18 protein-coding genes are annotated in these 13,797 nt (G+C 66.2%); 10 read left to right on the top strand and 8 right to left on the bottom strand.

Going from position 1 to position 13,797, the window contains the following annotated elements; all coding sequences use genetic code 11:
- Positions 1-21 precede the first annotated feature (21 nt).
- Genes EO245_RS02230 through EO245_RS02220 form a run of 3 tightly spaced genes read left to right on the top strand, consistent with a single transcriptional unit; the run spans position 22 to position 2,041 of the window.
- Complete coding sequence (locus EO245_RS02230) at positions 22-1,194, top strand: cysteine desulfurase (protein ID WP_128893424.1); 1,173 nt, start codon at positions 22-24, stop codon at positions 1,192-1,194.
- Positions 1,191-1,682, top strand: coding sequence for an SUF system Fe-S cluster assembly protein (locus tag EO245_RS02225; RefSeq protein WP_128891399.1), 492 nt, complete (start codon positions 1,191-1,193; stop codon positions 1,680-1,682). Before EO245_RS02230 ends, EO245_RS02225 begins: the two co-directional genes overlap by 4 nt.
- Positions 1,682-2,041 carry an iron-sulfur cluster assembly accessory protein gene (locus EO245_RS02220; RefSeq protein ID WP_128891398.1) on the top strand — a complete coding sequence of 120 codons (360 nt, stop codon included), beginning with the start codon at positions 1,682-1,684 and terminating at the stop codon, positions 2,039-2,041. The genes EO245_RS02225 and EO245_RS02220 overlap by 1 nt, the downstream gene beginning before the upstream one ends.
- Here the strand turns inward: EO245_RS02220 and EO245_RS02215 are convergent, their stop codons facing one another.
- From EO245_RS02215 to EO245_RS02205, 3 genes are all read right to left on the bottom strand, one after another.
- On the bottom strand, positions 2,042-2,986 hold the full coding sequence (locus tag EO245_RS02215; protein ID WP_128891397.1) for a hypothetical protein: 945 nt from the start codon (positions 2,984-2,986) through the stop codon (positions 2,042-2,044).
- A gap of 64 nt (positions 2,987-3,050) precedes the next feature.
- Positions 3,051-3,497, bottom strand: coding sequence for a hypothetical protein (locus tag EO245_RS02210; protein WP_128891396.1), 447 nt, complete (start codon positions 3,495-3,497; stop codon positions 3,051-3,053).
- On the bottom strand, positions 3,487-4,173 hold the full coding sequence (locus EO245_RS02205) for an EI24 domain-containing protein (protein WP_234026935.1): 687 nt from the start codon (positions 4,171-4,173) through the stop codon (positions 3,487-3,489). Before EO245_RS02205 ends, EO245_RS02210 begins: the two co-directional genes overlap by 11 nt.
- Positions 4,174-4,304: 131 nt before the next feature.
- Here EO245_RS02205 and EO245_RS02200 point away from each other — a divergent pair, with 131 nt between their 5' ends.
- Both EO245_RS02200 and EO245_RS02195 read left to right on the top strand, forming a co-directional pair.
- On the top strand, positions 4,305-5,300 hold the full coding sequence (locus EO245_RS02200) for an adenosine kinase (RefSeq protein WP_128891394.1): 996 nt from the start codon (positions 4,305-4,307) through the stop codon (positions 5,298-5,300).
- Between the two features lie 58 nt (positions 5,301-5,358).
- Positions 5,359-6,345, top strand: a complete 987-nt coding sequence (locus tag EO245_RS02195) for a S41 family peptidase (RefSeq protein WP_128891393.1) — start codon at positions 5,359-5,361, stop codon at positions 6,343-6,345.
- On the opposite strand, the gene EO245_RS02190 is transcribed toward EO245_RS02195, so the two are convergent.
- Together EO245_RS02190 and purD are read right to left on the bottom strand one after the other, a co-directional pair.
- Positions 6,337-6,699, bottom strand: a complete 363-nt coding sequence (locus EO245_RS02190; protein ID WP_128891392.1) for a cytochrome c — start codon at positions 6,697-6,699, stop codon at positions 6,337-6,339. The genes EO245_RS02195 and EO245_RS02190 overlap by 9 nt on opposite strands.
- A 75-nt stretch (positions 6,700-6,774) precedes the next feature.
- On the bottom strand, positions 6,775-8,064 hold the full coding sequence (purD, locus tag EO245_RS02185; RefSeq protein WP_128891391.1) for a phosphoribosylamine--glycine ligase: 1,290 nt from the start codon (positions 8,062-8,064) through the stop codon (positions 6,775-6,777).
- Here purD and xseA point away from each other — a divergent pair.
- Genes xseA through EO245_RS02165 form a run of 4 tightly spaced genes read left to right on the top strand, consistent with a single transcriptional unit; the run spans position 8,063 to position 11,773 of the window.
- Entirely contained in the window at positions 8,063-9,559 is a 1,497-nt protein-coding gene (gene xseA / locus EO245_RS02180; protein ID WP_128891390.1) for an exodeoxyribonuclease VII large subunit, read from the top strand. The genes purD and xseA overlap by 2 nt on opposite strands.
- A gap of 36 nt (positions 9,560-9,595) precedes the next feature.
- A complete protein-coding gene (locus EO245_RS02175) occupies positions 9,596-9,799 on the top strand; it encodes a DUF2093 domain-containing protein (RefSeq protein WP_128891389.1) in 204 nt (67 codons plus the stop codon).
- On the top strand, positions 9,796-10,725 hold the full coding sequence (locus tag EO245_RS02170) for a M23 family metallopeptidase (RefSeq protein ID WP_128891388.1): 930 nt from the start codon (positions 9,796-9,798) through the stop codon (positions 10,723-10,725). Before EO245_RS02175 ends, EO245_RS02170 begins: the two co-directional genes overlap by 4 nt.
- A gap of 31 nt (positions 10,726-10,756) precedes the next feature.
- Positions 10,757-11,773 (top strand): esterase-like activity of phytase family protein, encoded by a 1,017-nt coding sequence (locus tag EO245_RS02165; RefSeq protein ID WP_128891387.1) that lies wholly within the window; start codon positions 10,757-10,759, stop codon positions 11,771-11,773.
- A gap of 59 nt (positions 11,774-11,832) precedes the next feature.
- Here EO245_RS02165 and rpmB read toward each other — a convergent pair whose 3' ends face one another.
- Positions 11,833-12,123 carry a 50S ribosomal protein L28 gene (gene rpmB, locus EO245_RS02160; protein ID WP_128891386.1) on the bottom strand — a complete coding sequence of 97 codons (291 nt, stop codon included), beginning with the start codon at positions 12,121-12,123 and terminating at the stop codon, positions 11,833-11,835.
- A 156-nt stretch (positions 12,124-12,279) separates the two neighbouring features.
- Between rpmB and tadA the strand changes: the two genes are divergently transcribed.
- The gene (gene tadA, locus EO245_RS02155; protein WP_128891385.1) at positions 12,280-12,735 is read left to right on the top strand and encodes a tRNA adenosine(34) deaminase TadA; all 456 of its coding nucleotides are present in this window, start codon (positions 12,280-12,282) and stop codon (positions 12,733-12,735) included.
- 3 nt (positions 12,736-12,738) lie between these two features.
- On the opposite strand, the gene EO245_RS02150 is transcribed toward tadA, so the two are convergent.
- Together EO245_RS02150 and EO245_RS02145 are read right to left on the bottom strand one after the other, a co-directional pair.
- A complete protein-coding gene (locus EO245_RS02150; protein WP_128891384.1) occupies positions 12,739-13,488 on the bottom strand; it encodes an STAS/SEC14 domain-containing protein in 750 nt (249 codons plus the stop codon).
- 64 nt (positions 13,489-13,552) lie between these two features.
- Positions 13,553-13,795, bottom strand: a complete 243-nt coding sequence (locus EO245_RS02145) for a hypothetical protein (RefSeq protein WP_128891383.1) — start codon at positions 13,793-13,795, stop codon at positions 13,553-13,555.
- Positions 13,796-13,797: the final 2 nt, after the last annotated feature.

Below are 13,797 nucleotides of genomic sequence, written 5' to 3'. Positions count from 1 at the left end.
CGCAAGGCCGACTTTCCGGGCATGAAGACCCGCGAAGGCAAGGTCTGGCATTATCTCGACACGGCCGCGACGGCGCAGAAGCCGCTAGCCGTGATCGAAGCGATGAGCCGCGCGCTGGGCGAGGATTACGCAACCGTCCACCGCGGGGTCTATTCGCGCTCGGCCGAGATGACGCTCGCCTACGAGGCCGCGCGGCGCCGCACTGCTGATTTCCTAGGTGCATCGAGCGAGAACGAAGTCGTCTTCGTGCGCGGTGCGACCGAGGGGATCAACCTCGTCGCTGCCAGCTGGGGCGAAGCGAACATCGGCGCGGGCGACCGCATCATGCTCTCCGTGCTGGAGCATCACTCGAACATCGTGCCCTGGCAGATGCTCGCCGAGCGCGTGGGCGCCGAAATCGACGTCTGCCCGCTTACCGGGGATGGGCTGATCGACCTCGACTGGCTCGAAGCGAACCTGACCGACAAGCATAAGCTGGTTGCGCTCGCGCATGTCTCGAACGTGCTCGGCTCGGTGCTGGGTGCGAAACGGGCGGCGAAGGCCGCGCACGCAGTCGGCGCGAAGCTGCTGCTCGACGGCTGCCAGAGCGCGCCGCGCATGCGTCTCGCCATGAACGAGCTCGACTGCGACTTCTTCGTTTTCTCCGGCCACAAGCTCTACGGCCCGACCGGGATCGGCGCGCTGTGGGCGCGCGAGGAACTGCTCGATGCCATGCCCCCGTGGCAGGGCGGCGGCTCGATGATCGACAAGGTCACTTTCGCGAAGACGACCTATGCTCCGCCGCCGCAGCGTTTCGAGGCGGGCACGCCAATGATCACCGAGGCGATCGCGCTGCATGCCGCCATCGATTATGTCGACGCGATCGGGATGGAGCGCCTGTTCGAGCACGAGAGCGGCCTTGCCGCCCAGACGCGCGAGGCGCTGTCGCGGATCAATTCGATCCGCCTGCTCGGGCCGGAAAGAAGCGCGGGGATCGTCTCCTTCGTGATGGAAGGGGTTCACCCGCACGATCTCGGCACCATATTGGACGAAGAGAATGTCGCGATCCGCGCCGGGCACCACTGCGCGCAGCCGCTGATGGAACATCTCGGCGTTCCCGCGACCGCCCGCGCGAGTTTCGGGCTCTATTCGGACGAAAGCGATATCGAGGCGCTGCTGCGCGGGATCGAACGTACCCAGAGGATTTTCGGATGAGCGAAGGCACCAAGTTCACCGTCGAAGAGGTCGACAATGTCGAACCGCCCAAGCGTGCGCGGGTCGAGGACGCTGTCGATGATACACCGGTGGAAACCATGAGCGAAAAGGTCGAGCGCAAGCGCGACTACCTTGAAGGCTTCCTCCAGAAGAAGCCGGAAAGCGCAGCTGTCGGCGGCCCCGGCGGCGAACTGCAGCAGGCGGTGATCGACGCACTGAAGGAAATTTACGACCCGGAGATCCCGGTCAATATCTACGACCTCGGTCTGATCTACGGAGTCGAGGTCGACGACGAGGCTGGCGTGATCGTCACCATGACGCTCACCACGCCGCATTGCCCGGTTGCCGAGAGCATGCCGGGCGAAGTCGAACTGCGCGCCGCAAGCGTACCGGGCGTGCGCGATGCCGAGGTCAATCTCGTGTGGGATCCGCCGTGGGGCCCGGACAAGATGACCGACGAAGCGCGGCTCGAACTGGGGATGCTGTGATGGCCGACAAGGCGACCCTGCGCGAACGACCCGCCGCGGTCACCCTGACGCCCGCTGCCGAACGGCGCGTCGCCGACCTGATGGCACAGGCTCCCGACGATGCGATCGGCGTGAAGCTTTCGACCCCGCGCCGCGGATGCTCGGGCCTCGCCTACTCGGTCGACTACGTGACCGAGGAGGCCGGGTTCGACGAGAAGATTGAAACGCCCGGCGGCGTTTTCTACATCGACGGGGCGAGCGTGCTCTACCTCGTCGGCAGCACGATGGACTGGGTGGAAGACGACTTCACCGCCGGATTCGTGTTCGAAAACCCCAATGCGAAGGGAGCCTGTGGCTGCGGCGAAAGCTTTATGGTCTGATCAGGCGAGGTCTTCCTCGAGCCGCTTGAGCAGCGCCTTTTCGAGCTCGTCCACTTCGCCGTCCGCATTGATCATCTTTTCGAGCCATTCGGTCTCGGCATTGGTGACGATGTTCCCCTCGGCTTCCCGCTCGGTATAGCCCCAGTCGGCACGCTTGTGGCCGAACACCTTGCCGACATGGTTGCGGACCTGCGGCATTTCGCGGGCCATGCGCGCCATGAAGCGCCCGACACTGGCCTCGCTGTCGGCAATGAAGGCTTCGAGGTCCTTCATCACGGCATGTTCGAGCTGCGCATTGGCGAGCGTGAAGCCCTTGAGGTAATTCGCTACCCCGTCGACGAACAGCTGCTTCCACTCGGGCGAATTGTTCGCGCCGAGAGTCTCGCCCTTCACGCGGAAGAGCATTTCGGCATCGTAGCGAGTGACCGCTGCCGGGCCATGGCCGCCGCTTGCAAAGATGATGCGGCGCATCAGGCGACATTCGGCGCCGGTTATGTGCTGGTCGGACAGCTCGCCGCCGCAGCGGGTCGGGCCGGTGCCGGTCAGTACGGCAGCCTCGATCTGCTTGAGGGCATAGTTCTTCAGGCTGGGGGGCACGTTGCGCGACTTCTCGACGATCCGCACGAGCAGTTCGAGCTCGGCCATGGATTCGAGCCGGCCGTCCTGGTCGAGGGCGGACATCAGCCACTGGGCTTCCGCCTCGTCGCACATGCCGCGCGGCTCGGTCCCGTTGAGGACGAATTCGCCCAGCGCCTCGACGAAAAAGTCGACCCACTCGCCGCTCGTTTCGGAGAGGGCGTGGTTGATTTCGACGATCGCCTCGGCCTCTTCGCGGGTGATCTGTCCATCGCCCCAGCCGAGCCGGCGCAGTGCGAGCAGCTCTTCAGGCGTGATCTGGCCGTCGGCTGCGACGGAACGTGCAAGTTCTTTAAACTGGAAACTCATGTGCTGGCCCCTCGGTCTTCGCGCGCCAAGATGCCGCAAGAGCCTTAAATCCAAGTTACTTTTTCTAGCGGCGCAGCAGGGCCCTCACGCACGATACCCGGTCGACGTCGAGCCCGTCGGACGCGCGCCGCGCATCGACATAGGTCGCGGTCGGCTCCGCTCCGGGCGACAGCGGGTAAAGATAGATGTCGAGCACGCAGGCCTCGCCGCTGAATTGCAGCTTGCGGGCATCGCCCTCCACCACATCGAGCCGCGGTTCGCCGAACTGGCGCGTGATCTGCCCGGCATTGGCTCCGATCAGCCCTTCGACACCCGGCAGGTTCATGACCCGCGGTGCGCGAAAACCGCCCGGCGTGCTCGGCTGGACCGGGCGCTGCGTCTGCGGCGGCGGGACATAGGGCTGCGAGCGGGTGACCGGCGCATCGGGCGTCGTGCCGGGGCTCGGCGGCGGAGTGACGGTCGAACAGGCTGCCAGCAGGGGCAGGGCGAGGAGGGAAATTCTACGCAGCATTGGCGGGTGCGGCGCGTGCCGCCTCCTTCTTGCGATGGACGAGATGACAGGCGGTCGCTGCCCCGATGACGGGAGCGATGAGGTTGACGACCGGGATGACGAGCAGCCCGGCGATGGTCGCGCCGAGCGCCAGCCGCTCGAACCGCCCGATCGGGGCGGGCGCAGCCGGATCGTGGCGGTGGCGCGTCCAGGCCAGTTCCTGCAGCTCACGCCCGAGCAGCCAGGCGTTGACGAGGAAGAACACGATGGCCGGCCCGACGCCGGTGACGATCAGCGGGATAGCGGCGACGAACGCCAGCAGGTTGAAGCCGATAGTGCGCCCGGTCGCCTTGAGGCTCGCAACCAGCTCTTCGCGGAAGGTCAGCGTGCGCGCACTGGCTAGGGCATCGGGATAGTGCTTCGTCTCGACCGCCTTCACGATCTCGTCGCCGAAGAACTGGATGACCGCCAGCGCGATGACGCGAAACAGCAGCCAGCCGCCGACCACGGTCAGCAGCACGGCGACGATGGCGCCGATTTCCGCCCCGAAATCATAGCGATAGGCACTGATCAGCGCTTCCACCCCGGTGCCGGCAGCGATCCCCAAGGCCACGAGGATACCGAGCGTGATCGCCACGCTCTTCACCAGGACCTTGAGGATGGCAGGATCGCTCAGCTGGCTGACGGCGCGACCCATTGCGGCGGGGAGGGAAATCATCCCGTCCGTCTTCAATCCGCTTTTGGCCCCCTGTCAATCGCAAAGCCTTGGCCTGAGCCGCCATAGCGGCTAGGCGCGCGGCACATTTTCCCGAATTCAAGGATTTCCCAGTGACCGAGCCCCGTTACGACGTAATCGCAATCGGCAATGCCGTGGTCGATGTCATCGCATCCTGCCAGGACGAGCTGATCGAAGAATTGCAGCTCAACCGCGGCGGGATGACGCTGATCGACGAGGACCGGGCGAAGGAACTCTATTCGGCCATGCCGCCCTCGCGCGAGGTTTCCGGCGGCTCGGCAGCGAATACGCTCGCGGGCCTGTCGACTCTCGGCCTGCAGTGTGCCTTTATCGGCCAGGTCGCCGACGACCAGCTCGGCGAAGTCTTCCGCCACGACATGCGCGCAACCGGCATCGATTTCGACACCCCCGCTCGCGAAGGCGAACCGGCGACCGGCCGCGTGCTGATCTTCGTCACCCCCGATGGCGAGCGCACGATGAATACCTTCCTCGGCGCGGGCCAGTACCTGCCGGCCGACGCGCTCGACGAGGAACTGATCGCCAGCGGCGCGATCCTCTATCTCGAAGGCTATCTGTGGGATCCGGAAGAGCCGCGCCGCGCGATGCGCCGGGCGATCGACGTTGCCCGCAACGCAGGCCGCAAGATCGCCTTCACCGCTTCGGAAAGCTTCGTGATCGACCGGCATGGCGACGATTTCCGTTCGATGATCGACGACGGCGTGATCGACATCCTGTTCGTCAACGAGCACGAGCTGGCGACGCTGACCGGCCTCGAGGATTTCGATGCGGGCGTCGAAGCCGTCGCGCCGAAGGTGCCGGTCCTCGTTGCGACCCGCAGCGAGAAGGGCGCCATCGCGGTTGCCAATGGCGAGCGCGCCGAAGTCGCCGCCGAGCCGATCGACAAGGTCGTCGACACGACCGGCGCGGGCGACCAGTTCGCAGCAGGCTTCCTGTCGGGCCACGCCAAGGGCGAAAGCCTCCAGCAGTGCCTCAAGCGCGGCGCGATCGCGGCGGCCGAAGTGATTTCGCACTACGGTCCGCGTCCGGAAGTCGATCTCAAGGCGCTGATGGCCGAAAAGCTCGGCTGATCCGGCGGCCATTTGCCGTTCAGGAACAAGGCGGTAGAGCGCGTGGCGGGAGGTCGCCATGCGTTTCATTGCCCTGTCGCTCACATGCCTGGTCACCTCGCTTGCCGCGCCGCTCAGCGCCGCGCCGAGCGAAGAGGCGGCAGCCTATTTCGACCATGCCGCAAAGCTCCTGAAGGAGCGGCACTACAAGACCGAGACGGTCGACTGGTCGCAGCTCGAACCGCGCGCTCGCGGGCTGATCGAAGACGCCGAGACGACCGGTGACACCTATCTCGCGATCCGCCTGCTGATCGACGAATTGGGCGAGAAGCACAGCTTCCTTATCACCCCGCAGGTGCTCGAACAGGATCGCCGCGAGAACGGTCCCGACGCTCCCGAACCCAAGGCCCCGCCGCTGCCCGAAGGGCGCATGGCGCATGAGGGCGTGGGCTATGTCAGCATTCCGCAGCTCAACATGCTGCGCGGCGGGCAGGAGCTGGCATCGCAATATTCCCTCGCGCTGCAACAGGCGCTCTCCCGGCTCGATAGCGAAGCCACATGCGGCTGGGTCGTGGACCTGCGCGGCAATACCGGCGGCAATATGTGGCCGATGCTGTGGGGGCTCGACCCGCTGCTCGGCGAAGGCGCCTTCGGCTATTTCGTGACCAAGACCGGGCTGGTGCCCTGGACCCGGACCGAGGAAGGCATCATGGGCGCGCGCGAGGTTGATCCCGCGATTGGCCCCGCTTTCAGGCTAGCCAACGAAGATGCGCCGGTCGCAGTGCTGCTCGACCGCAGGACTATCAGTGCTGGCGAGATGGTCGCGCTGGCGCTGATCGGGCGCGAAGGCGTGCGGAGCTTCGGCCAGCCTTCGGGCGGGTTCAGCACCGCCAACATGACCTTCCCGCTGAGCGACGGAGCGCGGCTGGTGGTGACCGTGGCCAATGCCGCCGACCGGCTCGAGCGCGTGGCCGACGGACCGATCGTGCCGGATATCGAAACGCCCGCGGCCGATGCCGAGCAGGCGGCTATCAACTGGCTGAGCGCGAACTGCTCCTCAGCGTAGCGTCATCATATAGGCGGCGAGTGCGTCTGCCTGCTGCTGGGTCAGCTCGAAGTCCATCGCCTCGGGATAATTGTGCGCATCGCGCAGGTAAGTCGCCAGCGTCGCCTGCGTTACACCGCGGCGGCGCGCGATTTCGGCGAAAGTCGGCGATTCCGGATTGGGCGACAGGCCTGGGTCCTCGACCGCATGGCACCCGCCGCACGCGGCCTGCGCGAAGGCGATATCCTCGATCTCCCAGCTCGGCCCTTCCTTCACGATTTCAGCCTCGCTTGCCGAGTTCGGTTCACTGGCCGAACCGTAAGACTGGCATGCGGCGAGAAGGAAGGCAGGGGCAGCAATCAGGATGGAACGCATGGTCGAAAGCTCCTCGAAGGGCGATCAGTCTAGGACGCGCCGCAGCGCCGTGCAATTGCGCGGCGTCAAACCGGCCTAGCCTTTCGCCTCGCGCTCGATCTCGCGCCAGCCGATGTCGCGGCGGCAGAAAGCGGTCGGGAAGTCGATCGCATCGACCGCTTCGTAGGCTGCCTTTTGTGCAGCGGTGACATTGTCGCCCATCGCGGTCACGTTGAGCACACGGCCGCCGCTCGCAACAAGCTGCTCGCCCTCGCGCTTGGTCCCTGCATGGAAGACTTTCGCGCCGCCAGCTTCGGCCTCGCCGAGATCGATTGCGCCGCCCTTTTCAGGCGTTCCGGGATAGCCGTTCGCTGCCATGACGACGGTCAACGCGGTCTGGCGCGAGCGCTTGACCGGCGGCTGCGCACCGAGCGCATTGTTGGCGCAGGCGAGCATCAGTTCGCCGAGGTCGCTTTCCAGCCGCATCATCAGCACCTGGCATTCCGGGTCGCCGAAACGGCAATTGTATTCGATCAGCTTGGGCCCCTCCTCGGTCAGCATGAGGCCCGCGTAGAGCACGCCCGAATAGGGCATGCCTTCGTCAGCCATGGTCTTGACCGTGGGCACGACGATGCGTTCGAGCACTTCGCCGCACAGCGTCGCATCGAGCACGGGGGCCGGGCTGTAGGCGCCCATGCCGCCGGTGTTCGGGCCGACGTCCCCGTCGCCGACACGCTTGTGGTCCTGCGCGGTGCCGAAGGGCAGGATCGTCGCGCCATCGGTCAGCGCGAAGAAGCTCGCTTCCTCGCCCTCCATGAATTCCTCGATCACGACTTCCGCGCCAGCCTCGCCGAACTGGCCGCCGAACATGTCGGCGAGCGCGGCTTCGGCTTCCTCGCGGGTCGCGGCGATCACCACGCCCTTGCCCGCCGCGAGGCCGTCGGCCTTGAGGACATAGGGAGCGGCAAAAGTGTCGAGCGCGCGGACCGCCTCGTCGAGCGAGGTCGTGCGGACATAGCCGGCAGTCGGTATGCCGGCGCGCTCGCACAGGTCCTTGGTGAAGCCCTTGCTGCCTTCGAGCTGGGCGGCGGCTTTCGAAGGCCCGAACACGGCGATCCCGGCCTCGCGCAGCGAATCGGCGAGCCCGTCGACCAGCGGCGCTTCCGGGCCAATCACCACGAGGCCGATACGCTCGCCCTCGCAAAAGGCGATGACCGCGCCGTGGTCCGCCGTATCGAGATCGATGCACTGGGCATGATCGGCGATACCGGGGTTGCCCGGCGCGGCGTACAACCTATCCTCGTCTCCAGCGAGCAGGCGGGATTGCGCCAGCTTCCAGGCCAGCGCATGTTCGCGCCCACCCGATCCGAGCAGAAGGATATTCATGGTTTCTCCCGATCCCAGTGACGGCAATGGCGGGCTGGTAGCGCGCGAGAAGCAGGGCGACAACGCCGCGCCGCTCACGATCACCGAGATTTCGACCCTGCTCAAGCGCACGGTGGAGGATCGCTTCGGCTTCGTGCGCCTGCGCGGCGAGCTTTCGGGCGTGAAGCGCGCAGCATCGGGCCACCTCTATCTCGCCCTCAAGGACGAGAAGGCGGTGATCGACGGGGTGATGTGGCGCGGCAATGCCGGGCGGCTGCCGTTCAACCCGGAAGACGGGCTGGAGGTGGTCGCGAGCGGCAAGCTGACGACCTATCCCGGTCGCTCGAAATACCAGATCGTGATCGACCGGATGGAAGTCGCGGGCGAGGGTGCCTTGCTCGCCCTTCTGGAAAAGACCCGCGCCCGGCTGGCGGCGGAAGGCCTGTTCGCGCCCGAGCGCAAGCGGGCGCTGCCGTTCCTGCCGCGCACCATCGGTGTCGTGACGTCGCCGACCGGCTCGGTCATCCGCGACATCCTCCACCGCCTTGCCGACCGTTTCCCGAGCCATGTCATCGTCTGGCCCGTGCTGGTGCAGGGACAGGGCGCCGCCGAACAGGTTGCAGCTGCCCTGCGCGGCTTCGGCGCGATCGAACCGGGCGGCCCGGTCGCTCGGCCCGACCTGCTGATCGTCGCACGCGGCGGCGGCTCGATCGAGGATTTGTGGAGCTTCAACGAGGAGATCGTGGTCCGCGCCATTGCGGAATCGCCGATCCCCGTGATCTCCGCAGTCGGGCACGAAACCGACACGACGCTGGCCGACTATGCTGCCGACCGCCGGGCCCCGACCCCCACCGCCGCGGCGGAAATGGCGGTGCCGGTGCGGGCGGAACTCTCCGCAACGCTCGACGACTTCGCCCTGCGCAAGAAGCGCGCGATCCTGCGCCCGGTCTCGCTCGGGCGCGAACGGCTGGCTGCGCGCGCCGAGCGACTGCCGACGCCCGAAACACTGCTCCAGCCGCAGGCCCAGAAGCTCGACGATCTGGCCGAGCGCCTGCGCCGCGGGTTGAACGATTCCGCTGCGAGGGGGCGCGAGCGACTTGGGGCACTGCGCCTTTCGCCCGCCATGCTCAACCAGCGGCTCGCACGCGCAGGCGATCGCCTGTCCGCGCTGCGCCTGCGGCCCGAACTGCTGCAGGACCGCGCGACGCGGGCAGCCGAGCGGCTTGCCGCGCTGGCTCGGCTGCATGCCTCACTCGATCCGAAAGCACCGCTGGCGCGCGGCTTCGTGCTGGTGAAGGACAAGGCGGGCGAACTCATCCGAAGCGCCAAGGTCGCGGGCAGTGCGGAAAGCTTCGAGGTGGAATTCGCCGACGGTTCGATTTCTGCAGCCCCGCTCGGTTCCGCCGCTCATGCAAAAGCGGGTCATTCAGCCCCTGCTCAAGCACGACCTGCCAACACAGCCAGGAAACGCAAGCAATCCGGAACCTCGCCCGCGCAGGACGACTTGTTCGATTGATTGAGACCGACCACCGGCAATGCTAGAGGCGCACCCATGTTGATGTCATCCCGAAACGAAGAAGCGAAGCTCGCCTACGGGCCGAACGGCTTCCGTGTGCTCAAGCCCGGCCAGCACGTCACCTGTGCGGTGACGGGCGAGATCGTCCCGCTCGAGGAGCTCCGCTACTGGAGCGTCGAGCATCAGGAGCCCTACGCCAGCGCCGCTGTCGCTACGCGCCGCCTGTCGGGCCGCGAATGATTTCCATCTCGCCATTCCGTCTTGCCGGTCTTGCCGGTGCGCTCGGCCTGACCCTGGTCGCCTGCACTGCTGCGGCGGGCGGCGAGGCGGACGACGATACGGCTGGCACCACGCTCGCAGCCGCCGATGCGGTGGCGGACGATGACGACATCGCCATGCCGGTCGAGCCGCAATTCCAGTTCGACGGCCAGATCACGCAAGGTGGCTGGCTGCGCGGCTCCGCACCGCGCGGGACCGTATCGGTGACGATCGACGGCGAGCCGCTGATGCTCGACGGCAATCGCCGCTTCTTCGCGGCTTTCGACCGCGACGCCGGTTCGGCCAAGACGCTGGTCGCAACTCTCGCCGACGGCCGCACGATCACCCGCGAGATTCCGGTCTCGGAGCGCGCGTGGAATATCGAGCGGGTCAATGTCGCGCGCCGCAGCGGCGGTCCGAGCGCGTCCTTCATGGAGCGCCGCCGACCCGAACTCGAAAAGATCAATGCCGCGCGCAGCGTGAATGCCGACAGCCAGGGCTGGACGCAGGATTTCATCTGGCCGGTGAAGGGGCGTATTTCGGGCCGCTTCGGCTCCCAGCGGATCTATCGCGGCGAGCCGGGCAGCTACCATTCCGGCATCGACATCGCGACCGGCGGCAGCGGCACGCCTTTCGTCGCCCCGGCCGACGGGGTTGTCGTGCTGGCGACCGAGCAGCCTTTCAGCCTCGAAGGCTATTTGCTCATCATCGACCACGGCAACGGCCTCAACAGCGCCTTCCTGCATTGCTCGAAGATCGCGGTGAAGGAGGGCGAGCGGGTCGAGCAGGGCCAGTATATCGGCAATATCGGCTCGTCCGGCCGCGCGACCGGCCCGCACCTGCATTGGGGCATCAAGTGGCGCGACGCGCGGCTCGATCCCCTGCTGTTCGCCGGGCCGATGAACTGACCGGTAAGTCGCGCGCGAACTCGGGGGCGGCATGGCAATGCGCCGCGTAATTCTCACCCTCCTGCTGGCACTGGCGCTCGCGCCGGGCACATTCCTGCGCAGTGCATCCAGGCCATTCGACGAGCGGTCGATCCTAGGTGCTCGGGAACTCGATGTCGCGCGCCCGAAGCTGGGTGAAATCACGGTCGAGGCGGTGTGGGAGCTGACCACCCCCAACAGCCACTTCGGCAGCTATTCCGCACTTGTCGCGCTCGATGACGGCAGCCTGCTCGCTGCGAGCGATGCGGGTCGTTACCTGCGCTTCGATCCATCCGACGCAGCCATTGCACCGCGCTTCGGGAGGACCGGCGGCGATTCGACCACGCGCAAGGGGTTGGTCGACGTGGAAGCGATGACGCGCGATCCGGACAGCGACACGATCTGGCTCGCCTATGAAGGCACCAACACGATCGAGCGCCGCACGAGCGCGCTTGAGCTGGAGGCGCAGGTGCGCCCCGAACGCATGCAGGCCTTCGGGGCCAATTCGGGGGCCGAAGCGATGACGCGCCTGCCGGACGGACGCTTCGTCGTGCTGTCGGAAGGGCCGCGCAATCTGTTCGGCTCGGTCCATACGGGACTGGTGTTCGACGGCGACCCGACGGAAGGCGCCAAGGCACAGCGGTTCGCTATCGAACTGGCCGATGGCTTCCGCCCGGTCGATATGGCGACGCTGCCTGACGGGCGCGTGCTGATCCTTGCGAGGAAGCTCGTATGGGGCATCCCGCCCGGTTTCCGCAGCCGCCTCCTCATCGCCGATCCGCGCGGTCTCGAAGAAGATGCGCAATGGAGCGGCGAGTTGCTCGCCGACTTCGGCGATGCGCTGCCGCAGGACAATTACGAGGGGCTGGCTGTCGTGCCGCAGGAGGACGGCAGCTTCGTCCTCTGGATGATCTCGGACGACAACAATGCGACGCTGCAGCGTACGCTCCTGGCGAAACTGCGCTGGGTGCCCAAGCCAGATGGATCGCAGGCAAAGCAAAAGGCGCGCAGCAGAGCCACGCGCCCTTGAGCATTATTGCAATGGTTCGGTGCCGCAAGGTCAGGACGGATGTCCTGACCGCACCCGAATCATGCAGCGTCCTTGACGGCCTTCTTGAGTTCGCGCTTCACCTTGAGGGCGCGCGAGCTCAGCTTCTCGTCCTTGGTCTTGAGCAGCCAGTTGTCGAGACCGCCGTTGTGCTCGACCGAGCGCAGGCCCTGGGTCGACACGCGGAACTTGAAGCTGCGGTCGAGCTTTTCGCTCAGCAGGGTGACGTTCTGCAGGTTCGGCAGGAAGACACGCTTGGTCTTGTTGTTGGCGTGGCTGACATTGTTGCCCACCTGGCGGCCCTTGCCGGTCAGTTCGCAAATGCGCGACATGATATCTCTCGTTCGTTCGCAGTTACGGGCCGCCAAAGCGATTCGGTGGCCCTATGAAAAACTCGGGTTTTCCCGGAAGGCCGCGCGCATAGCGGTGAGGGGGCGAATCGTCAAGCCAAGTTGCGCCCCGGCGCGGTGCGGGCTAGCGGCATTGCGATGACCCGCTGGCCGCTTCCCGATCCCATGCAACAGGCGCTCGCCCTCGCGCAAGAGGCTGCCGAGGCCGGCGAGGTGCCGATCGGGGCCGTCGTGGTGCGCGATGGCGAGGTCATCGGGCGCGGCCGCAACCATCCGCGCGAATCGCACGACCCGACCGCCCATGCCGAGATCGCGGCGATCCGCGAGGCGGCGAGCGCACTTGGCAACGAGCGGCTCGAAGGGTGCGAATTGTGGGTCACGCTGGAGCCTTGCGCCATGTGTGCCGGAGCGATCTCCCACGCGCGCATTGCAAAGCTCTACTACGCCGCACCCGACCCCAAGGGCGGCGCGGTCGACCACGGCGCGCGCGTGTTCGAACATCCGCAATGCCTGCACCGGCCGGAAGTCTATTCGGGCATGGGGGAAGAACAGGCAGCGGAGATGCTGCGCGGGTTCTTCAGGGAAAGACGCTAGGCCTCAGCTTTCGAGCCAGGCGATCGCATCGTCCTGCTGGTCGAGGTCGAACGCCTTGATCTCGCCGTCGACGAACAGCCCGGTGAACTCGGCATATTTGCCGACCCATTTCGGCGCGCCGACGATCGCATAGCGTTCGAGCTTGCGCGCGACCTCGAGCTTGCCGGAAAACACCTCGCGGCTCGCCAAGCGGTCGAGGTCGAAGCCGTGCCAGTTGCGGATGACCAGCATGAAGCGCGACGATCCGGTTTCGTCGAGCCGCTTGCGCACCAGCGCGATGGCGCGTTCGGATTCCTCGCGGTCGAGCCGGCCCGCCAGTTCGAAGGCGAGGATACCGGGCTTGCCGATTTCGATCTCGCTGACTGCCCCTGCATGCGCGCCTTCGCTCTCGCCAAGCACCCATGCGCGCGCGGCATCGGCCTCGTCGTCGTCGTAGACTGCGTAAGCCACGCCGGGCAGCAATGCGCTTTCGAGGCGCGCGCCGGTGCGGACCCATGCATCGTCGGAGATGACGGCAATCCTGCCGAGCGAGTAGATGAACTTCACCAGCGTCGGCACATGCGCCATTTCGATGGCGACGGCGGAGAAGGTGAAGTCGCTCACCGATGTCACGTCGATGAGCAAATTGCCGCAGCCGCCCGCGTCGAGGCGCTCGCGTGCGAATGCGACCAGCTTCTCGGCATCGGACTGGTCGAACTGGGCGATCACCACCATGCGGTGGGCGCTGCCGGACAGGCGCTCGATTTCGATCATGGAGGCAGGATGGTTCTTTGCGGCCCACCTGTCATTGATGCAGATCAACGTTCGCCGTGCCGTGTCAGGTGGCGACCCCGAAACCCTTCAGCAGCAGGCACAGCACCGGGATGCCGGGAATGGTGAAGAACATGCCGAGGATCATGATCCAGCCGATCTTTTCGCCCGAGGTGTGGCCGCCGAGGCCGACCAGCCCGATCACTCCGTAGAGAACCGCGTAGGAGATCCCGATCTGCTGCCAGTTCGCCCCGATGGCCGAAAGTGCCAGCTCGATCGGGATCACGAAGTATATCGCTGCAAAGACCACCA

This window comes from Erythrobacter sp. HKB08, from assembly GCF_004114695.1.
GTDB lineage: Bacteria > Pseudomonadota > Alphaproteobacteria > Sphingomonadales > Sphingomonadaceae > Parerythrobacter_A.
This window is presented reverse-complemented; position numbering and strand designations above follow the sequence as displayed.